General features: G+C 54.3%; 18 protein-coding genes and 2 pseudogenes. 5 read left to right on the plus strand and 15 right to left on the minus strand.

Features of this window, described 5'->3' with window-relative positions; genetic code table 11:
- Positions 1-443: 443 nt before the first annotated feature.
- The 7 genes from Q363_RS35345 to Q363_RS35375 form a co-directional block, all read right to left on the minus strand.
- Positions 444-1511, minus strand: a complete 1068-nt coding sequence (locus Q363_RS35345; RefSeq protein WP_035359903.1) for an IS110 family RNA-guided transposase — start codon at positions 1509-1511, stop codon at positions 444-446.
- A gap of 333 nt (positions 1512-1844) precedes the next feature.
- Positions 1845-2957: a Gfo/Idh/MocA family protein gene (locus Q363_RS35350; RefSeq protein ID WP_035359904.1), complete on the minus strand. Its 1113-nt coding sequence runs from the start codon at positions 2955-2957 to the stop codon at positions 1845-1847.
- A 122-nt stretch (positions 2958-3079) separates the two neighbouring features.
- Complete coding sequence (locus Q363_RS35355; RefSeq protein ID WP_035359906.1) at positions 3080-3883, minus strand: alpha/beta fold hydrolase; 804 nt, start codon at positions 3881-3883, stop codon at positions 3080-3082.
- A 127-nt stretch (positions 3884-4010) separates the two neighbouring features.
- The gene (locus Q363_RS35360; RefSeq protein ID WP_211256503.1) at positions 4011-4499 is read right to left on the minus strand and encodes a zinc-binding dehydrogenase; all 489 of its coding nucleotides are present in this window, start codon (positions 4497-4499) and stop codon (positions 4011-4013) included.
- A gap of 13 nt (positions 4500-4512) precedes the next feature.
- Positions 4513-5847, minus strand: coding sequence for a glycosyltransferase (locus Q363_RS35365; protein WP_051979805.1), 1335 nt, complete (start codon positions 5845-5847; stop codon positions 4513-4515).
- A gap of 46 nt (positions 5848-5893) precedes the next feature.
- Positions 5894-6886 carry a quinone oxidoreductase family protein gene (locus Q363_RS35370; RefSeq protein WP_035359907.1) on the minus strand — a complete coding sequence of 331 codons (993 nt, stop codon included), beginning with the start codon at positions 6884-6886 and terminating at the stop codon, positions 5894-5896.
- Positions 6887-7069: 183 nt separating this feature from the next.
- Positions 7070-7510 carry a nuclear transport factor 2 family protein gene (locus tag Q363_RS35375; RefSeq protein WP_084081082.1) on the minus strand — a complete coding sequence of 147 codons (441 nt, stop codon included), beginning with the start codon at positions 7508-7510 and terminating at the stop codon, positions 7070-7072.
- Here Q363_RS35375 and Q363_RS35380 point away from each other — a divergent pair.
- A complete protein-coding gene (locus Q363_RS35380) occupies positions 7395-8558 on the plus strand; it encodes an AraC family transcriptional regulator (protein WP_245632688.1) in 1164 nt (387 codons plus the stop codon). The two genes, Q363_RS35375 and Q363_RS35380, sit on opposite strands and share 116 nt — an antisense overlap.
- Positions 8559-8780: 222 nt before the next feature.
- Here Q363_RS35380 and Q363_RS45240 read toward each other — a convergent pair.
- From Q363_RS45240 to Q363_RS35390, 4 genes and pseudogenes are all read right to left on the minus strand, one after another.
- Positions 8781-8966 (minus strand): annotated as a pseudogene (locus Q363_RS45240) (helix-turn-helix domain-containing protein); the annotation flags it as partial.
- A 962-nt stretch (positions 8967-9928) separates the two neighbouring features.
- Positions 9929-10183 carry a hypothetical protein gene (locus Q363_RS41895; protein ID WP_157468317.1) on the minus strand — a complete coding sequence of 85 codons (255 nt, stop codon included), beginning with the start codon at positions 10181-10183 and terminating at the stop codon, positions 9929-9931.
- 738 nt (positions 10184-10921) lie between these two features.
- Positions 10922-11416, minus strand: a complete 495-nt coding sequence (locus tag Q363_RS35385; RefSeq protein WP_035359910.1) for an Hsp20/alpha crystallin family protein — start codon at positions 11414-11416, stop codon at positions 10922-10924.
- A gap of 761 nt (positions 11417-12177) precedes the next feature.
- Positions 12178-13125, minus strand: coding sequence for a tyrosine-type recombinase/integrase (locus Q363_RS35390; RefSeq protein ID WP_245632686.1), 948 nt, complete (start codon positions 13123-13125; stop codon positions 12178-12180).
- Positions 13126-13334: 209 nt separating this feature from the next.
- Here Q363_RS35390 and Q363_RS41900 point away from each other — a divergent pair, with 209 nt between their 5' ends.
- Positions 13335-13760, plus strand: a complete 426-nt coding sequence (locus Q363_RS41900; RefSeq protein ID WP_157468320.1) for a hypothetical protein — start codon at positions 13335-13337, stop codon at positions 13758-13760.
- A 310-nt stretch (positions 13761-14070) separates the two neighbouring features.
- On the opposite strand, the gene Q363_RS35400 is transcribed toward Q363_RS41900, so the two are convergent.
- Complete coding sequence (locus Q363_RS35400) at positions 14071-14397, minus strand: hypothetical protein (RefSeq protein WP_035359913.1); 327 nt, start codon at positions 14395-14397, stop codon at positions 14071-14073.
- Between the two features lie 594 nt (positions 14398-14991).
- Between Q363_RS35400 and Q363_RS35405 the strand changes: the two genes are divergently transcribed.
- Positions 14992-15426, plus strand: a complete 435-nt coding sequence (locus Q363_RS35405) for a hypothetical protein (protein WP_035359915.1) — start codon at positions 14992-14994, stop codon at positions 15424-15426.
- Positions 15427-15760: 334 nt separating this feature from the next.
- Here Q363_RS35405 and Q363_RS39915 read toward each other — a convergent pair whose 3' ends face one another.
- The 3 genes from Q363_RS39915 to Q363_RS35425 form a co-directional block, all read right to left on the minus strand.
- Positions 15761-16060 (minus strand): Abi-alpha family protein, encoded by a 300-nt coding sequence (locus Q363_RS39915; RefSeq protein ID WP_211256505.1) that lies wholly within the window; start codon positions 16058-16060, stop codon positions 15761-15763.
- Between the two features lie 638 nt (positions 16061-16698).
- Positions 16699-17217 carry a hypothetical protein gene (locus Q363_RS35420; protein WP_035359920.1) on the minus strand — a complete coding sequence of 173 codons (519 nt, stop codon included), beginning with the start codon at positions 17215-17217 and terminating at the stop codon, positions 16699-16701.
- Between the two features lie 283 nt (positions 17218-17500).
- Positions 17501-18787, minus strand: a complete 1287-nt coding sequence (locus Q363_RS35425; protein WP_245632687.1) for an amidohydrolase family protein — start codon at positions 18785-18787, stop codon at positions 17501-17503.
- Positions 18788-18840: 53 nt separating this feature from the next.
- Here Q363_RS35425 and Q363_RS41905 point away from each other — a divergent pair, with 53 nt between their 5' ends.
- Together Q363_RS41905 and Q363_RS35430 are read left to right on the plus strand one after the other, a co-directional pair.
- Complete coding sequence (locus Q363_RS41905; RefSeq protein ID WP_169747259.1) at positions 18841-19227, plus strand: hypothetical protein; 387 nt, start codon at positions 18841-18843, stop codon at positions 19225-19227.
- A 692-nt stretch (positions 19228-19919) separates the two neighbouring features.
- Positions 19920-20179, plus strand: a pseudogene (locus tag Q363_RS35430) (hypothetical protein); the annotation flags it as partial.

Here is a 20179-nt window from a genome sequence, read left to right on the forward strand (position 1 = left end):
GAGAGAGCCACCAAACTTGGACTCCAGGTCGCGGAGATTCACACTTGAAAGAGTTTTTGGAGAGGGGATGTCAAGAAAAAAATACTTCTTTCTATCCGCAAGGAGGATTTGTTTTTCTGACATCCAGCCCTCGCTTGCAGCGTTGAGACTCGGTGCTTGGAGCGTAGCTCGGCTTTGACTTCGGGGGAGATTGTCGGATCCATAAATCTCTCTTGCGTTCTTCCGTTCGGCTTCTTCGCGCCTGTGAGCAGTTGGGCAGTTTGCCAACCATGGTTCTATCTGAGACTCAAGGCCTATTGCTTTGTTGGGTTGTCCGAGGGGGCATACAGTGGGAAGTGAGACTGTTTCGCCTAGACATTTCCGGGATACTCACCCTCGAACCCAAGCGCTCGGTGACCGCGGATTACACAGATATAGTTCCGTTCTCCGATGGTGCTGAGCGCTCAAGCTGCTTGTGCTTTCAAATGCTCTGGGTTGAACGCTTCTCCTTTCTTCCAGATCTTCAGCGTGATGGCGGCGATCTTACGCGCTAGCGTCAGCCGCGCCATCTCTGGCTGCATTCCTTTATTCAAGAGCCCAAGGTAGAACTGCTGAAAGACCCCGCTGCCGGCGCTGGCCGTGGTCGCGGCACCCTTGAACAAGTTCTTCAGCTCATGGTTATGGTTCCAGTTCAATCCGCGCACCAATACCGGCCTCTTTCTGCGTTCCACCTGCCCGTTGACCACGCAATATTCGCCGCTGTCGCGAGTCTCCAGCGCTAGTCCGCAGTAAGCCCAGAACTGGCGTTTGCTGCGGAAACGGTGGGGTGTTTTCACTCGTCCGATCAACACGGCCGTGCTCAGTGGCCCCAGGAAGGGTACCGACTGCAACCATTTCGCCGCCGGGTGTTTGCGACACGCAACGATCAGCTCGTGTCGCACCTGACGGCGTAGTTTCTGTAAGCCATCCAACTCCTGATACAGGTACTCCGCGCGCCTCCGTGGGCCATCCTGGTCCAACTCGTTCAGGTAATCATCATGGTGCCGTTTTCCGTACAGCTTCCTGCCAGTACAGACGACCGCCTGGCTGCGAAACACGGCCTTGAGCCGCATCATGGTTCGCGTCGTGTCGTCGGTCAGCATCGCGTAGGCGCGTGCCAGATGCTGCACCTCCAGCGCACTGTGCTCCCCGTGATAAACCGGAGACAACATCCCCGCCCGCAATAACTCGGCCAGTTTGCGCGCATCGATCGCATCGCTCTTGCTTCCCGACTTCAAGAGCGCGTTCTTGCGTGGATTGCACACCACTAACTTCTTCACCCGTTGCACCAGGAGATCGTAGAGCCACGCCGAATGCGTTCCTTCTTCCAAGGTGACATGCAAGCTACCCTGTATTCCACTCACACAATCCAGAATTGCAGTGGCCTGCGTGGGGATCACCGACTGCATGACCAACCGCCCACTCTGATCCACAACGGCCACCGAGATCGTGTCCCGGTGGACATCCAACCCGATATATTTCACACTATCCATCTGGGTGTTCCTTTCCTCTAGGCTTTGGTTGACTGCTTTCGCACAGCAACCGCAGCTTACTCGAAAGGGCGCCCTTTTATAATGCGTGGAAATCGCAAAAGCAGCGCTTTCGCACATTCCCACCGCACGACGACGTCTATGACCTATACTGACATTTCTAATGAGTCAGATACCCTGACATTTCTAACGAGATTCAACAGAGGGTGTAGACCCCGGACCCGCTAGTTGTAACTTGAGAGGTCCGCTTTCTCTGAATGGTGAGGAGTCCTGCTCGGGCCTACCTATTTGACTGACAGCAGGAATTGCATGGCTACCCAAGTTCCGGGTCCTCCATCACCGATCCAATTCCTCGCATTCGACGACATGACCACTGCGGGCCGATTTCTGCAATTGCATTATCAGTTTATGTCGGCGGACAGCGTGGCTGAAGTCTGGAGCGATCTGCGTCCCGTGTTCAATGTCCAAAGCGAATTGTGCATACAGACGTGCTACGTTGGACGCCAAGCCAGTCGGAATATTGGGAAACTTCGATTTGAGATCGTCTGGCACTGTTAGGTCGGCTATGCCGGCTTCGGTTCCCGAGCCACCCTGGAGACGCAAGTCGGCTACTTGGACATTGCCGATGGCGGATTGAAAAATCAGATCGCCATCACTGCCGTTGATCTGAAAGAAGAAATTGTCGCCTCGCGTCAATCCACCCCGATAGAAGACTGAGACAAGCCCACCACTTTCAAGCACGCCATTGAAGCTGACCTGGTCCGGCGTGGTCACCGGCAGTTTCGTGTTGTCGTCGACAACCCGCACGGTCTTCCGTCGAACAGCTGAGGCCAGTGAGACGGTCTTGAACTCCCCAAGAATTGCAGCGATCGTGTCGAGTGCATGCAGCATGGGGACTGTGAGCGGAGTTGCGCCATTTGCTTCGTCAAAGAGGTACGCGCTGCTTCTGGGTGTAGCACCGCCCCAGGACATGCCCGACCCTACAAGAGTCGTCGAGAGTACCTCCCCGATGTAGCCTTGAGCGATCAGATCTCGCGCGTGTTGAACCTCTGGTGAGAATCGTCCCTGCAGGCCAATGAGGGTTCGCACTCCCGCTTTTGTCGCCTTTGCTTCCAGGTCGAAAGATTCTGAAAGGCTTACTCCCAACGGCCATTCGCTGAAGACCATTTTCCCTGCTGCAAGCGCATCCGAGATCAATTCCGAGTGGTTGGTTACTTTCACGGAGACAACTACCAAGTCGACATTTGGATCATTGATCAGATCTTTGTGGTTGTCATAGGCAGCAACTTGAAAGGCGTCTCGGGCTGCGTCTGCTGAGTCCCTACGGCTCGTGCTTACAGCTCGCAGCTCGTATTGCGGCAAGGATCGCAAAGCGGGGATGTGTGCCGCTACGGCCCATCCAGGATGAAGCGGGCTCGCACCGATGATTCCAACACCAATCTTTTTCATGTTCTCTCTCTTTCTGACTGCTTAGCTATCTTTGGTATGCGGGGTCTTCTTTGCTGCGGGTAGAACGGGGAAGGGGAGGATCCGTCATGCCGCCCCGATCAGCAGCCGCCTCGTAGCGGAACCTAGCAGGACGCCAATTCGTTGACGATGGGGTAATCTTGCTGCGATTGGCAGAAAGAAAGTATGGCGGAAGCCATTTCGACTGGCTTCTCCAGAAAGATCAAGTGGCCCGAATTGAGTTCAATGGCCTTCGCGTCAGGAACCAGATTCTCCGAGTAAGCTGGCGGCACAATCTGATCGTGCTTTGCAGTAATCAGCAGCGTCGGGGTCTTGATTCTCGCGGCGTACTCCCGAACATCCACACTAATGTCTACGCCGATGGTCTGTTCAATCGGGCGCCAGTCAGTCGATGCGATAAAGTTTTCAATGATTCCGTTTAGAGTGGATTCGTCAAATGCAGACAAAAACCCGGGACTTAGGCCACTCACCAGCAGCAGTTTTGTAAATGCTACTTTGTCTGTGCTCGCTAAGCGAAGCCACAGTTTGAACTGCAGGTTCATCCTCGGATCGCTTCCATAGCTGAAACCTGATACGAGTACAAGCGAACGGACCATCTCCGGGTACTCTGCTGCGACGCATGTTGCAATTGCCGCTCCAAGGGAACCGCCGACAAGATCAAAGCGTTGCTTACCTTCGGCCCTGACTGCAGCTACAACCTCATCCGCGAGATCCTTTATCGCAAGTTCACCTGTCGAGTTCGTTCCAGCGACCCGCTCTATGTAATTTGGGCGAATCACCGAGCGGGAGTTAGATAGCCCTTCCACCACCCGCGACCAGTCCTCTGATTTCCCCATTGTTCCATGTACAAGTACGATTGGCAGATCCTTTTCACCGATCAAGTAACGTTTCTCCTTCTCTGAATTCATAATTGTCTTTCATCTGCGTGCACGGTTCGTGTTGCCTGGGAAAACGTCGCGATGCTCCTGTTCAAGTTGCGCATCTGCGGCGTCAGGTCCGTTTCAGGGCAAATGCTGCGCTTGGTGAGCTTCGTGCTTACGGGACGAGTAGCAGCTTGCCGGTAGTCTTGCGGCTCTCCATATTGGCAAGGACCTTTGCTGCATCTGCAAGGGGATACTCACCCCCAATTCGGACTTTAAGCTTTCCTTCCGCAATCCAGTTGAACAGCTTCGTCGAATGTGTGCGAAACAGCTCGGGAGTGTGGATGTGGTCGAAGAAAACAGCGTAGCCAATCTTAATGCTCTTTGGCAGGCTCATAATGTTGATCGTCCCGGTCCACCGAGAACAGGGCCGAACCAGCAGAACGTTCCAGATCGACGGAGCACATCCAGCGATCCCTGAAAGGTTTGTGGTCCGGAGCCGTCGTAGACGACATGCACGCCCTCTCCATGATTCATGGCGTATCGCTTCCTCGGCAAACTGACCCTCAGCATCAACAATAAGATGGTCTGCTCCCGCCTCTTTGGCTATGGCAACTTTTTCGTGCGACGAGATGCGTCCAAATTTAAGCTGCTTGAAGACCATCGTGTAGTCGCCTTTAGGGAGCGCCACTAGCTTGAACACCCCTACCCAAATACCTAATCCCCCTTCTATTCTGATCGATAGAAGGGTTGGCTCGTTTGAAAGCCTGTTCAATTCGGTCCGCAGCCACTTCCAATCCGCGGGTTTCTGCTATGACCTTCTGGAAGTGACGGGCTCGTTCGCGGTAGCTCTGATTCTCCAGCACTTTTCGCATCGCTTCCAACAGCTGTTCGCCGGTGAGTTTCTCAATCTCTAAAGATTCCCCTACTCCGTGATATACGATTCTGGCAGCAACGCCGGGCTGGTCATAACCGATTGGAAGGGCGACCATTGGAACTCCTTGAGTCAACGCTTCAAGTGCAGTGTTTAGCCCTGCGTGAGTGATACAAAGTGCGGCGCCCTTCAACAGTTCGAGTTGGGGGGCTTTGCGAACGATGATCGCATTTGATGGAATTGGCCGCAGTTCATCGGGATTGATGCACTGGCCTACCGAAAGGACAAGCTGAAACTCGGGAAGCTCCGTAGTCGCCTCAAGTATCGCCTTGTAGACATGGTCCAAACCGTTTACCAGGGTTCCTAATGAGGCGTAGATCAGAGGCTTGCCGCTCAACTGTTCCCGTGGAAAAGCTACAGGCTCGCGACCTTCATCATCGTGAAATGGACCAGCATAGTGAAAGTGGGCAGGCCATGGAATACCAGGGAAATCGAATTCCTTCGGAGCCTGCGTAATGACAGCCAGCTTGGAAACAGTTGATCCGGGCTCCTGCCAATTGATTCGGAGGCCAGTTCTGTCGGCGTAGGGCATCGCTTCTGCCAATACCGGCAAGAGTGCTTCTCCGATCTGCTGCAATCCCCCGACATTTCTGGTCAACGCTTCCGAGGTGGTCTCGTGTTGCCAGTTGAAGAGAGGCGCTGGCGTCGATCCCGAGAAATCAAAGTGAAGAGCGCACCAGATATGGATGTACGGGATGCCCATGCTCATGGGAACTAGTTCAAGGAAAAAGTGGATGGGATCGATTACCAGTGCCTCAACGCCTGCCTCTTCTAACTTTTGCGGAAGATGCTTTAAGGCTGCTCGACCGAGACGCGAGAATATCATCCGGCATGTATAGTTCACCACCTCTAGTCCGTGCATCTTCGCCACAGGGGCGTAGATTTCAGCTAGGGAGCCCACTGGAAATTCTTCCTCACAATAAGAAATGAACGTCAACCCAGCGGCCCGAATGGCAGGTTCGGTATCTGGAACACCAATGCATAGTACCTCGTGTCCACGTGATTGTAGCCTGCGTGCAAGCGCGGTCATGGGATTCAAATGTCCTGACGCGGGATAGCTTACAACACCAATTTTCACAAATACTCTCTTTCTCTGCATGCTCAGTTGCGGGCAAAGTCGATTATTAAGTTAGAAATAACGATCCGCTTTGAGGGACGAGTAGCAGCTTGCCGGTAGTCTTGCGGCTCTCCATATCGGCAAGGACCTTTGCTGCATCTGCAAGGGGATACTCACCCCCAATTCGGACTTTAAGCTTCCCTTCCGCAATCCAGTTGAACAGCTTCGTCGAATGTGTGCGAAACAGCTCGGGAGTGTGGATGTGGTCGAAGAAAACAGCGTAGCCAATCTTAATGCTCTTTGGCAGGCTCATAATGTTGATCGGTCCCGGTCCACCGAGAACAGGGCCGAACCAGCAGAACGTTCCAGATCGACGCAGCACATCCAGCGATCCCTGAAAGGTTTGTGGTCCGGAGCCGTCGTAGACGACATGCACGCCCTCTCCATGATTCAGGCGTATCGCTTCCTCGGCAAACTGACCCTCAGCATCCACAATAAGATGGTCTGCTCCCGCCTCTTTGGCTATGGCAACTTTTTCGTGCGACGAGATGCGTCCAATGACGTGACCGCCCCGCATCTTGATAATCTGGGTCAACAGCAGACCAAGACCTCCAGCCGCGGCGTGAACAAAGGCGACATCGCCAGGCTGTACCGGATAGAAATCGGTGGCGAAATGGCTTGCGGTGAGACCTTGCATCATAACGGCTGCTGCCACCCGGTCGTCGATCGTTTCGGGAATCGGCACTAACGAGTCCGCAGCGATCGCAATCCGCTGCGCATAGCTGCCGGGGGCATAAACCCAGGCGACGCGCTGCCCCGGTCTAATACCGTTGACGCCTTCTCCCACAGCCAGGACTCTGCCAGCGCCTTCCACGCCCAGTATCTTGGGATTAGGGATTTCGTTCCACGCCATACCTTGCAGTATGCCGATGTCCATGAAGTTCACCCCCGCGAAGGTGATCTCGACTAGTGCCTGCCCCGGACCTGCCACTGGATCGGGTCTCTCGGCATATTCCAGCATCTCGAGTCCACCAGTGCCGTTCATAACGATAGCTTTCATTGACTTTCTCCTATCTTGGTTCCGGGTGCCCAAAAGGCGCCTATGGAGCGCACTATGCGTAATGTCGCCAGTTGGTCAGAGTGAATGTCTGCGCATCCGGCTCCAGCTTCGCGGATGTTCGCGACGTGCGCGATCAGAAACTCAGCGGTGATTCACGCCAATCTGGCCAGCAGCTCACCCGCTCTACGTTCTGGGCTTGATTTCGAGAATGGTCCGACGGAGATCCAGTTCAGCAAGACGCCACTTGCCGTCTTCAAGACGCCAGGTCTCGTAATAGTGTCCATATCCGTGCATGGATGCGGGGCGATCGTCACCTTCTGCGAGGATGAGGTAATCTTCCATCGACCAGATCACTCGCACTTCGCTGTCGGAAACGACCTCGATCTCGTCGTTGTGGACCTGGTGAATGGTGTGCGCACCATCGAGATAGCTCTTCATAAGCTGAATCCACTCCGCAGCCGAGCCAAATCCATACAGCAGCTCGTCGTCAGTGGAATAGAAGCGTAGTATGGGATTCTCCACGATGAGATCGGCGAAATCTTCCCATTTCTTCGTGTCCACGAAGCGGCAGTATTTTGCCTTCTGGCTTCGAATGATATTTATTAGGGCGAGTTGGTCTTGCATTCTAATCTCCTCTCTAATCACCGTATCAGCTAGAAACGATACTATTGAGTCTCTATCGTCCGTATTTCTGGCTCAAACGTCCATTAGAGAGGAATGTATTACTTTGGATCCCTTGGCAGAGTTCTTTTCGTCGATGCGCATTAGGAAGGCCGGCTTCACGCGCCTGAATGCTTATGCTCCATGGGGTCTAACATCCCATGGCGATCCCTCCATCAAATTCGTATTGGTGGTAAACGGAACGGGAGTTCTGGCCACTAAAAGCTGTCCGATGCCTATCCCGATACAAGACGGAGATGTCTTCATCATGCTCGGGGACGAACCTTACAATATCTACGATGATGAGAGATCGGCGATGACCGCGTGCCTCGACGTCGAAGCTCTTCGCGTCGGCAATCAGATCGAGTTTGGAGGCGGTGGTGCGGTCACAACCTTCATCAGCGGATACTTTGAAATCGATCGCCTCGATGCAGAGCCGCTTTCATCGGTTCTACCGACGCTGCTTCATCTAAGAAGGAGCCAAGAAAGGACTTCGGCCTTTCAATGCATTCTTGAGCTTCTTGGCTCAGAAACAGAAAGTGTGCATCTGGGTTCGGAGGCCGCAGTGGCTCGGCTGTTCGAGCTGCTGTTCATTCACGCGGTCCGCGCCTTCATTCAGGAGAGCGCCATGCCAAAGAAGGGATGGCTCGCGGCGACCGCAGACAAGAATCTCGCACCAGCTATCCGAGCCATCCATGCGGAGCCAAAGAAAGCGTGGACCGTTGAGATGCTCGCCAAGACCGCGGGAATGTCTCGCTCCGCATTTGCGGTCCGTTTCAAAAATATCGTTGGCAAAACGCCGCTGAGCTATCTTACGGATTGGCGCATTCACAAGGCGGGCAGGCTGATTGAGAGCAGTTCGCTGCGCATTGCCGCGATTGCGCGCAGCGTGGGATATGAGTCGGAAGCAGCATTCACGAAAGCCTTCAAGAAGGTGACGGGCTCGAAGCCCAGCGACTTCAGAAGAGCGACATTGCATACACAAAGCGTGTCGAAGAATTCCAGTAAGTAAATTGCGCCAGCTAAGTAAAACGCCTTGACTTCCAATTACAGGAAGAGAAAACTCAATTTTCCCCACATCAGTATCGGCCAACCGAAAACATTTACCGCCCTGGCTTTGTGATGATGTCGATGCGAGCCAATATTGATGTGAAGTGTCGGAGTGTTCTCTGGTCTCGTTTTCTGACTTTGCTTGTTGCACAATCCCAGAGTTCATGCTGCGGTTCGACGTTCGTCCGCGGGCCTTGTGGACTAACCCAAATCCGCCACCCGCCCGGTACCGGGCGATTAACCGGTATAACTGCCGTTCGCTCAACCCGAGCAGAGAAGCTGCCGCCGCTCGTGAACGCCTACCTGACTCAACCTCGCTTAGAACTTCTACTCGCCGAAGATCGCGCTCGCTCATCCTGATCCAGCCCATCCTTAGAAACTGACATTTCTAATTGGCAGGACCCTGACATTTCTATCCGGGGTCTGCTGAAGGCCGATCCTACTGTTGCGGTTGCGGTGGAGGCGCTGGTAATGGACGGTGCAGCAGTTGGACCGGTACCTGAGTTAGAGCCAAATGAACCGAAGATCTCCTCCGAAAGGCAGGGATTTCGTGCAGAGCGCCCCATTAGGCTGCAGTAATCCGCTTGAGCGAATAGTCGCCATCTCGGACAAGTGGAACTGTCACTCAATCCACGGAGTGTTAGCGTACGATTTTTTACTTTTGGTGTAGTGACCCCGGAAAGCACATAAAACGGACATGATCCACTTATCTCCCGCAAAGTCCGCTTTTCGGCAAGTTCGAGTTGTCAGGTGCTAAGAAGGGCCAAGTTTCCCAAACCCCGTTTTTGCGTCGGGCTGGCTTGAGCGCAAACCTAAAGGCTCGTCGCAGGACACTCCTCTTTTGGACAGTTCGGGGCATGTTCTACTGTTCCGTGAGGTGAGGAGAAAGCTTTTGAGTTGTCATCCAAAATGTTTATTTGCCGCTCTTGTTGTGAGTGTGCTTCTTGTAGGGCGCGCCCGATCACGGTCTACTCGCCAGTGCAGCCCCAACCAATCCTGCTCGGTGGAAGGCCCGCGAGTAACCGCCACGCTTCCAGCCATGCGAACGCGCCCTCACGACCACCAGGCCTTGCGTCAAGGCAATCTGGTCTGAAGCGAATCAATTTGCGCATTGATCAATGCCAAGCGAAGTTCGGGATTGTTACGGAAGGTCTTCATGAAAGCGAGTCTACGCGCTATTGGGCAACCCTGCCCGATCGTCTCTGCTGATAGCGTCGGGGAGTAGTGGGTGGAGATTCCTTAGCTCTCAGTGTCTTCGGATTTAACAGAATTAGGAGCGAGTGTGTTTGCTACGTTGGAGTAGCTCATAGAAGCACATGTTTTCCCATCCCTTTACATTTCACTGACGTCTTTACGCGCATCTCTGATCTGTAAACAGAATGGACATGGGGTCATATCACTCGCCCCCAAATCAATATACTCGCAAACGTCAGGATGGGCTAATCGCAAAGAAGATGGATGTTTGATATCCATCTTGTAATCGAACACGAAAACGCGTTCTTTTACCTGCAGTTCGGTTCCGTTGGCGAGCGAAGCTTGATCGCCTTTAGCTGGAACAGCCCCTGTCGGCTGGGTTTGAGTAGGCACTAGCCAAGCGGCTCGCCGGACTTTTTCGCTTGTAGATGTGTTCTGTCGCCATAGTGCCAACATCTGTCAGGCGAGCGGAGAAGATGGGCAACAGGAGGCAGAGGATGCCGAGAAGCAATCGAGCTTTCACGCGCAAATTCTATACCTGCCTGCGGAATGAACAAGCCAAGTGAGAGAGGACAGCAGCACTTGCGACGCTTTAGTGCGGTGCAGCACTTGTCCGATAAGTCGGCTTAGCGGACAAGTGACCATATCCTCTGTTGGCAGTAACAGCGGCTATGCTCATTGAACAGTCGAGGCCTGCCCGAGCATCAGTCGGCAGGCGTTGAGATACCCCTTAGGCATGTTGTTTCTCAGCGTGCGCGCGTTCTCAGACTACGCAAGACCTAACTATCCACTAGCGATTAGCGTACTTGTTGTATTGCCTTCCTCCACTCGGAACGGAGTCGGCGTCCTGTACCATTGGCTTTTCGAAGAAAGGTGCCGAGCGGAATCCGCACCAGAACTTGGTGTATTCACTCCCGTACAGGAAAGTTGGTTTTCTGAGTATCCGGTAGCGTTGGGCTGGCTCGCAGGCCTGAATGGCAGTAGGTTCTTTCTTGGCTGTGCAGAAAGATGATTCTTTACATCAGATTTCTTGATGAGGCTCATGGCGGCTCCAGCGGTACCGTTGCACTTCCGACGGGATTTGGCATGGACAGAACCAGATGACTGCCCATTCGCAACTGACAATGGTTTTTATGCGACCTTAACGGGAGCCAAGGTTTCGGGGGTCTTCTCGCTGCCAACGTTAACCTTGATCAGCTTGGGCTTGGCTTCCGCCTTCTTGGCAAGATTAATCTTCAGCATGCCCTTATCATAGTGGGCGCTCACTTGCTCGGGATCTACGGAACTCGGCAGCGTGAACGAGCGAGTGAAGCTTCCGTACTGTCGCTCGACGCGACAGTAGTTTTCCTCTTTCTCTTCCTTCTCCAACTTACGCTCGCCGTGTACGGTGAGGGTGTTGTTCTCAATGCGGACATCAACGTTTCGCTCGTCGATGCCCGGGACTTCAATCTTCAGGGTGATGTTGTGCTCGTCTTCGTAGATGTCCACTGGAGGCGCAAAACCGGTGGTCGTCAACGCCTCCTCCGGGCCCGCCGGTGGGCTGTACAACTCACGGAAAAGACGGTTCACTTGGTCTTGCAGGGTGGAGGAGCCACGGAAAGAATCTGAACGGGTCAATACTGTCATAAAGCTATCCCTCTTTCTGCGGTACGCTAAGAGGAAATAACTTCAGATGAGCTGACTTAGTCCAGGGGACCTGAAAGAATAAGAAGAGGTGCTTACTCAATAACAACGCTAGGCCTGTGCGCTAAGCGTTGTCAAGGTTCCGCAGCACCCCGTCAGGGGGTCCCTTTAGCTTGAAACGTTTACGGACTTAGTTCGCTTTTAGGGTCACCTCAGAATACGGACATTAAAGCACGTTTAGGAGTTTGTGTGTCAATAACATCAATGACTTACAGCAGGGCACTTCGCAGTAGTATGGGAGATACAAAAGGCAACCACAATAAGTGGTTTATTTGCAGCAAGCGCTGCCGCTTATCGTGCTCTATGATCCGTATTCTGAAGCGACCCCTTGTTGTACTCGCGTGTTTCTCTTGCCTCATTTACGGCGTTCCGGTGTCCTTCGACGGAGCGAGGGTCGTACGCGTCTCCGAAGCCGATGGGCTTGTGCTGGTTCTTCAAACGTGACTTGCGCGTCATGATTGGGATGAGTGTAGTCCATCCGTTCCTTACCTGGGCTTGAAATGCGGGCCAGTTCTTATAACAGGTCCATGAGAAGGCTAGGAGTCAGGGAAGGGGGCACCTCAAGAGGGGGAAATAGAGCGCGTGAGCAACCGGGGGTAATGAAACAATCTCATCCTGCAGCCGAGGATGAACTTCCGAACTGACCTTGACCGGGAACGAAGCAAAACTTGCAGAGCCACTTAAAGGGTTGCTTGAAAGGTCTTTCAAATCCCGATTCGCTCGACCTCATCGAGTGAGACCTCATCGCTGCGCCGATCATAGAGACCGGTCGTCCTAGCTGATTCATGGGCGGCCATCAGCTGCGCTACTTCGAGTTTGCCGCCGTTCTTGAGGTACGCAGTGATGCCGGTCGCCCGGAAGGTATGGCAGCCGATCTCAGTCTTAATGCCGGCGGCCAGAGCGCGTCGCCGGATCATCCGCCACACGTCGGACTGCAGCATGGCGTTCCCGGTCAGCTCCCCAGAGCGTCCGCGCGTCGTGCGGAAGAGCGGTCCCTTCCGGTCCTGAGCGATTCCAGCCACCGAGATGTACTCCTCCACGTAGCGGTCCAGATTGTGATGCGTGGGCATCTCGTGCTCTTTGCCGCCTTGCTCATGAAGCCGCACCCACCCGCGCCGGCCCTGCACAAAGTAATCTTCGACCTTCATCGCGACGGTTGCGCCGACGCGCGCGAAGGTGTAGACCATCAGGCCGATCAGCGCTCGATCGCGCAGGCCGGGAAGGGAAGTGGTGTCGATCGCATCGAGCAGCGCCCGCGCCTCATTGGCCTGCAACACCGGGGTTTTGCCGCGCCTCTGCGAGTGCTTCGGGCCGCGCACGGCATGGGCGGGATTAATGGGCAAGACCTGGCCGACCACCATCCAATCGAAGAGCATGCGCAACGCGGCCAGCCGCTGCTTGACCGTGGGTTTCGAATGCAGCTTTAGCTGCGCCTCGACAAAGGCCGCCACATGCGCCGGCTCCACCTGGGCGAGATCGGTGATCCCATGCTCGGTGCAGAAGCCAGAGAACTGCCGTACCGCCTCCCGGTAGGCACGGCGGGTATGAGGATTGCGGATGTGCGAGCTGAAGAAGTCCCGCAGCCGTGTGCGCGCCGCTGGGCGCGCGAGAAACAGCGAGGGCAAGGAAGTGGACGATGTAGTCAGTGCCACGATTCCATCCGGGTCGGTCACTTAGATTTCTCCCGAGAAGAAGCTACCTTCTACTGCTTCCTGTTCCTTTCCATCATACGGTCGAGTCTAAGTCCCGAGTATTCGCAATTCCACGCGGCACGCTGCACGGCCGTCATACGGGGCCACTCCGGTGGAAGCTCTGGCCATTTCCTGCGCATATCTAACTTTGGGGAGGGGAAATCAGTGGCATGGCATTTCACAAACAGGAGCTGGTCTGTCTCTTCGAGACTTCGCTTTGCTCCAGATTCGTCGAAGTGGATGACAGTGTGGCAGCCCTCGCAAATAGAGGCCAACTGTTCATCATTGTTGCCCGCCATAACATCGGGTTCGTAGCTACGATGATGCACATGAGTGGCATGGCCTCCGCAGCGCCAACACTGCCGGTTATCACGCTTGAGCACTCGGCTCCTGACACTCTTCCACTCTTTCGAGCGAAGGTAGTCCTCGTATCTGTCGTCGGCTTCAACGAAAGCAGTCTCTTCCCGCTTCTCCTTCAGGTCGGCAAAGAAGTTCCGGATCCCTTGCCGTACCTCCTCCGGCACCCCTTCAGCAAAGTGCGACTCCGTTTCGCCTTCAATCATCCCTCTCTCATCCCTCTCTCCATTCACGCATGATAAAGGACATTATCATGCGTGAAAAGAGCTGAGCTCCATACGGGAGACCGGAGTCTCCTTTTCAAAGCGACAAGGTGCTTTGGTGGAGATGATTCCGGGAACGAGTCTTTCTAGGCTTTAGGCTTTTGTTCAACTTCGCGGTCAGCCAGGCAATGGCCATTGGGCCAAGGATGTACTGCGTGTCCACTGTTTTGAACAGTTCTAGGAAGATATGTTCCATCGATCACCTGAACGTGAAAAAGCCCTGACCAGGGAGGGTCAAGGCTCGGCATGCACGGCTGCTTCACCGTGCGATTCGTTTTAAAAAGCCTTAGGCGACTGGGTAAAAGGTGCGTCGCATAAAAGGCTTCTTCTCATCGGCTGCGACTTTCTCGCCGACGGCATATATAGCTTTGAGATTGGGCTTAGTAGTTTTACGCAAATGCGCATATTCCACAAAGCCGCCGATCTCAATGAAGCATCCTGCGGGCGCAAGATCTTCATCTGTCGTTGCCGAAGAAGTCAAAAAGGCTAGAACCCTTCCCATCGAGGGATTGCCAGTTAATTCAAATGCCCTGGCTTTTCCCACGTGGATATGATCTCTGCAGTCCGGCTGGATGCCGCGTGAGAGATTTTCGAAATCTACATCGCTGAGCATGCAGATGCGGCCTCTGGGAGGTACAGACATAATTATCCTGTCTGCCTAAACAGCGAAACTGCTGATAGGAATTCCGGTCGCTACCGGCGAGAAACTGATTAGATTTTCGTCCTTATCAGATGGACGGCCGACTCTTGTCCTTCACATCCTTCACTTCCAAGAACGGCCCAGAGGCTCACGTTCAAGGGAGTCGTGATGCAATCGGCTGTTTGTCTTGGCCGCAGAGCGCCTGCGGTTGCAAAGCTCTCATTTTGAGAGGCATGTAATTTGTATAGCTCGTAAGTGGTAGTTTCGCAAGCGTATTAGGTGTGCGATTCTATTTTCCCGTCCACGTTTCAGAAGCGATGTATTCGTGCACGCAGGAGCATTATGGCCACCCCAAGGCTGAGTAGTTATTGGCCCCCGATAGAGACTGCCGAAAAGGCTGTTGACTTGATGCATAACGGCTCATTTGCAGCCGCGTTCAGCACCATAATGACTGCCGGAATAAGCATTGCGGCTATGTATTTGAACCACCCTATACCTTCCAGGTTTCAGCGGCGCGTCCTGGCGCGCGAACCGGGCGGGGTAGCATGGACAACTCCAGGAGAACAGATGAAAGCTCCATTCGCACTCGCACTCATCGCGGCCGTCATGCTGGCTTCCGCTCTCGCTCACGCCCAAGCCAAGCGGCCCGTCTATGTCGAGTGCGGCGCCAAGGACGAGGTCGGCAAAGGGCTGTGCAGCAGCCTGCGTGACGCCGTCGCCAAATCGCCGCGTTATGGGCTGCTCACCAACCACGGCAAGGAGGTACACAACATCATCAGCGTCTCCTCCATTCCCATCCTCACCGGCGGAACTGCCGCATCTTCGGTGGTCTTCGGCTATGCCGTAGGAGCCGGCCCGATGATCTTCCTCGGCCACGAGGTGATAACCACCGGGCTCCCCAAAATCGAGGAGCTGGCAGCTAGCCTCCTCGTGGACCTTGACACCCTGATTGACGCGGAGTTGCAACGCCCTAGTGGGTCTGGCGCTCCGGCGCTACGTTGACCCGTACTCGACTAAAATAGTGGTTTGGAGGCGCTACACTCGCAGCCCTTTCAAGGCTGTGAGTGGCCCGGGCAGGAGTCCAACCTGCCACCTCACTGGTGGGGACGACGGGGCTCGAACCCGATGAGCCTCGCTAACGGCGGGGTGGCCCTTTGCGCACGTAGGCGTCCTTGAGGGGAAAACCCGCTTTGCCGTCAGTCTTAGGTGATGCATGCGGACCGTTGCAGGCCTCTAAAAAGCTGACCACATACCGTGTAAAAACAAACTGGAAAAGTAGCTCTGGCTCGGTTTCAGTCCGGAGTGTCACGTTGTAGTCTCGTCGGATTAATCCGAGTCATTCGAATGTATCGTCAGAGCCGGGCGGTGCCCCCCCCGCTTTGGTGAATGCGTAAGGAGTGACAGGCTCATTCGTCATTCTCTGGAAGGGGGCGGTTTTTTGAATGGTCTTGTATACGTGGTCTAGCTGCCTTGCTTCATCTGGGGTCAGCTGTTTGAGCGTCTCGATAAACGACGGTGAAACCGAATCGGTCTGTTGTGATGCGGTCGCCAGCAAACCTGCCCAAAGGTCTTGAAGCGTCTCGTCGCCTTCGACGGATGACGCTTCGAGAATCGGGAGGAACAGACGCGGCGGCACCGCATTAGGAGGAAGTCCGCATCGCGGAGAATCTTCTCGGTCTGAGTGACGACCTTCACCCAATTGCTCACATCTGCAATCTTGTCGAAGGCACCCGCAACCGATTTGGCCACTTGCTTGAGCAGTTCAAGGCCTTCCGAGGGAGTCGGGGAAGGCGCAGGTTGTGCGTGTGCTGCCGCTGTACCAATCATTGTCAGTACCGCAACTACGAACAGTGGACGCTTCATGAAGCCTCCAACACTCAGGAGCACACAGTCTAGTGATCGAAAGGCGGCTCCACCAGCTAAATCGACATCCCCAAAACGGGGATTTCGGCAAGTTCGACGCGCCGAACCCCACTGGCCGAGTGAACTTGCTCAAACCGGACTTCAGGGGCACTTCACGCACAGGCGATTTGGGCGTCATCCCAGAACTCCTCCAGTCGACATCGCCGTTTACGGGGAGTAATCCTGAGAATTGCGCGTATGCGCAGCTCAGTGAGTGCCTTGGCTGGTTGGACAGTTGACAGGACGAGTAACAAGCAGATCGCTGAACAGTATCCGACTTGGCACAACTCCTGTGCAATTGCGCATACTCGCAAACGGACGAATGGTTACACAAACGACGTCTGCTTCTGGACAACGACCTATCAACACCCGTTACTGAATACTCTGAGAACAAGTGACCGGCATCGGAACGAAGGCTATACAGCTCACAAGATTGACGGCCACCTGCAGCACGTATTTGTCGCTTTCTTCTCGAACAGACTCCGATAGCCACTCTCGGCATTTTGTCATCACCCAGGCAAGCAAATCCTGTTCAGAGTGACCATCAACAAATTGCTGCATGGAACTATTCTGCAGAGACTCCCCATCCAGCGAAGCGAAAAACCGAAGAAGGATATTATGGCGCCTTAATTGATTCTCCTGCTCATCCTCTGTAATCAAAGGCCAGGTCAAGGCCGATTCCTTCATCGCCTGAAAACAGAGAAACAGGATCTCGAGAACAAACTCCTGCTTTGCCGCAGACACGCCAAGTCGCGGCAAAACAAGAACCGAACCAAGCATATTGGGCTGGGAGGAGAATATCTCTTCTGCCAATCCCAGTTTTTGTTCGTTGTTCATTTCCTGCACGGCCTGAATGGCTCGTAATAGGGCGTTGCGCGAAATTCGGCTCATCTCAGATTCCATTGTCGCTCAACTGAGCATGATCGTCGCGCTCGTGCTCCTCGAAATACATTGCCAAGTCGCTCTCCGCTTCCGATTCCTTCCGGCATCGCGCCAGGATTCCGGTAACAATCGGCGATCGCAACCCGTCTGAACCCTGGAGCGTTTTCCGTTACTGACTGTGCGTTTACAAAGCTGACTCACAGATATGGAGAAGTGCAGCAGTGATGGTGAATGAGGCTGACCGGTGATTGACGGAGAGGTCGATCGTCTCATGACGCAGCAGATCGATGGTCTATTTCGTGGCTGCGAGCTGTTTGAGCTTGATTCGAAGCCGAGTGAGATCTTGTTGCGATAGGTAACGGCCATCGGTGACAATCGCCGCTATCTTTCGAGTATTCGCGATGTCATCTAGAGGGTTCGCTTCAAGGAGGACGAGGTCGGCGATTCGACCTGGCTGGACCGTCCCAAAGTCGTTGAGTCGGTTGATGAACTTTGCAGGATTGAGTGTGGCGGTCTGCAGGGCCTGGAGTGGAGTAAAACCAGCCGCCACGAAACGTTGCAACTCCAGATGGAGGCTGATTCCGGGAATAACATCGACGCCGGCGGGAGTGTCCGTGCCAGCCAGAAAAGGAACATTGGCGGTATGGAGTTTGCGGACGATGTCCAGTTCGTGGGCGACGAACTTTTCGCGGATGGGAAGCGGGTCAGTGTCGAGGGTCTTTAGGATCCCCTTTTGCGCCGCGGGCCAATGTTTGGTAACCCAGGTGTGGGCAGCATAGGCGAGATCGGGGTCGTTGGTATAGTCGATGGCGTCGACGAGCCATTGGCCCCGCTCCCAGTAGAGAGTAGGACACTGCCAGACCTGATTCTTGGCCAGGAGTTGAATAATGTAGGCTTCAAGTCCGGAGTCGTAGGTGGCGAGAAATATGCCCACAGTCTTTTTGCCGGTAAGGTACTTGGTCTCGTCCGGAGAACTGGCCTCAAATATGCCGATGAGATGCTCGAAGGTGTGCTGGCCGGCGGCGACAGCTTCGGAGGCGCGGATAGCGTCTGGAACATGGCCTTCAAATTCGATGCCAACCCTCTTTGCTTCGTCAGCGATAGCGAAATAAGCTTCACGTGGAACTCCGGACTGGACCTTGATGAAGTCGACACCCCGGCTTTTAAGCATGTCGACAGCCTTGCGGCCATCTTCAGGAGTTGTGATGGCAATGGCTGCTTTGTAATGGGATTTAGGACCATCGAGCATGGGTCCGGAGACCAGCATGCGTGGGCCGAAGAGACGGTGTGCGGCGATCTCATCGCGGGCGTGGAGAACAGGATCAAGTGCGCTGCCCATGTCGCGGATCCCGGTGACGCCGTTGGCGAGGAAGAGTGGAAGCACGAGATCCGTGCCATCGGCAGCGGTACTGTCGAAGTAGACGTGAGTGTGCATATCCCACAAGCCGGGGATGAGATATTCGCCATGGGCGTCGATGACCTGTCCGGCCTTCGGTTTGAGTCTGGTGCTGCGCGCAACCCTGGTGATTCGATTGCCATTCATGACTACGGTTGTGTCGGATTGGATTTTGCCGTCCACGGTGTTGATTACTTTGGCGTGGATAATGGTAAGAGTTTGCGCTTGAGCGCCAAGTGTCAACAGCGGCAGGGAGAAAAGAAGTTGTTGTAGGGTTTGCACAGCTCGATGGTAAATGGGTGGCCTCGATGATTGGGGCTTGGATAAGTGCCGCATTGCTAATGGAAAGTCGGCAATGGTTTACTGATTTCCCTGGGCAACAACCTCAACTTTCACCAACAGGCCTTTGCATGAACTCTAAAGGCGAAGTTCCCGAAAACGGGGATTTCGGCAAGTTCGACGCTTCCCGGGCTGGATATCCCGAACTTGCCGAATGTATGGTCCGCCGCGTGAATGCAAGGGAAAAGTTTCGAATGAAGGAAAGTCTGCGTCAATGTATCCGGCCTTTAGGTGGAGAGTTTTCTCCTGGCCTTGATGAGATACGCCGCGTACCTGTCCTTTGAAAACGCCCGGCCTCGTATGGGCCATTTCGGCAAGCAGGTTTCAGGTGCGCCGTTTTGACTGTTCTTTCATCTTCACTTATCCGGTGCAGACCTCGGGTACTGCTCGATAGTCCTGGCCCGTTGAGAGCACTGCCCACGCGATCCGCGCCAGTTTGTGTGCTGTTGCCACGATCAATACGTTTCGTGGCGCCCTCGTCTCAAGCGAAGGTCATCCAGGCGCCCATCGCGATTCGGTCCCGCTTGGATCGCAATACGACCGCGCGTGCTCCATGAATCAGGATCTTGCGCAGCCTGAGGCAGTGCAATCGTTAAAGCATCCATCGGCGCCCACCGCACAGCCGCCACGTACCAGACCACGAGCAACAATGGCAGGAATAGCAAGGACACACCTAGACCAAACAATGCTTTACGCATTAGCTAACCTTGAGGACTTCGTAAGCCCAGTATAGGTTTGAGGGGGTCGACTTCCGTTTGTTTTTGTCTAAGAAAACAGAATGGAGACTGGCTCATGAAACAGCTTCAACGAACGATGAATCCTCCACATGTCTGTAAAACGGGGTTTGCGGCAAGTTCGACGCTTCGAGGGCTGGATATCCCGAACTTGCCGATAACGAGACGCAATATAAGAAGGTGCCCCCTTGGACTAGGCTGTGAGCGGTTGCCATCTCACCGCCGGAAAGGAGCACTCTTCTATGGAAGGCACGAAGTATATCGGAATGGATGTTCACAAGGACTCGATCTCGATCGCGGTTCTAAATTCTTCGGGCAAGCTGGTGATGGAAAGCATCATCGAAACCAAGGCGATTACGATTCTCGAGTTCGTGCATGGGCTGCGCGGGAGTCTGCATCTGACGTTTGAAGAGGGCACCTGGGCAGCGTGGTTGTATGACCTGCTGAAGCCGCATGTGACGAAGCTTGTGGTGTGTGATCCACGTCGCAATGGCTATCTGAA

The sequence above is a fragment of the Edaphobacter aggregans DSM 19364 genome, assembly GCF_000745965.1.
Classification (GTDB): Bacteria; Acidobacteriota; Terriglobia; order Terriglobales; family Acidobacteriaceae; genus Edaphobacter; species Edaphobacter aggregans.

Bases quoted from the DNA above. Each gene is read 5' to 3' on its own strand.
- Q363_RS35360 (WP_211256503.1), bottom strand. From the start codon at position 4,499: ATGGTCTTCAAGCAGCTTAAATTTGGACGCATCTCGTCGCACGAAAAA.
- Q363_RS35375 (WP_084081082.1), bottom strand. From the start codon at position 7,510: ATGCAAGACCAACTCGCCCTAATAAATATCATTCGAAGCCAGAAGGCA.
- Q363_RS35350 (WP_035359904.1), bottom strand. From the start codon at position 2,957: ATGAAAAAGATTGGTGTTGGAATCATCGGTGCGAGCCCGCTTCATCCT.
- Q363_RS35380 (WP_245632688.1), top strand. From the start codon at position 7,395: ATGGGATTCTCCACGATGAGATCGGCGAAATCTTCCCATTTCTTCGTG.
- Q363_RS35385 (WP_035359910.1), bottom strand. From the start codon at position 11,416: ATGACAGTATTGACCCGTTCAGATTCTTTCCGTGGCTCCTCCACCCTG.
- Q363_RS35355 (WP_035359906.1), bottom strand. From the start codon at position 3,883: ATGAATTCAGAGAAGGAGAAACGTTACTTGATCGGTGAAAAGGATCTG.
- Q363_RS41900 (WP_157468320.1), top strand. From the start codon at position 13,335: ATGGCATTTCACAAACAGGAGCTGGTCTGTCTCTTCGAGACTTCGCTT.
- Q363_RS35345 (WP_035359903.1), bottom strand. From the start codon at position 1,511: ATGGATAGTGTGAAATATATCGGGTTGGATGTCCACCGGGACACGATC.
- Q363_RS35400 (WP_035359913.1), bottom strand. From the start codon at position 14,397: ATGCTCAGCGATGTAGATTTCGAAAATCTCTCACGCGGCATCCAGCCG.
- Q363_RS35405 (WP_035359915.1), top strand. From the start codon at position 14,992: ATGAAAGCTCCATTCGCACTCGCACTCATCGCGGCCGTCATGCTGGCT.
- Q363_RS35370 (WP_035359907.1), bottom strand. From the start codon at position 6,886: ATGAAAGCTATCGTTATGAACGGCACTGGTGGACTCGAGATGCTGGAA.
- Q363_RS35420 (WP_035359920.1), bottom strand. From the start codon at position 17,217: ATGAGCCGAATTTCGCGCAACGCCCTATTACGAGCCATTCAGGCCGTG.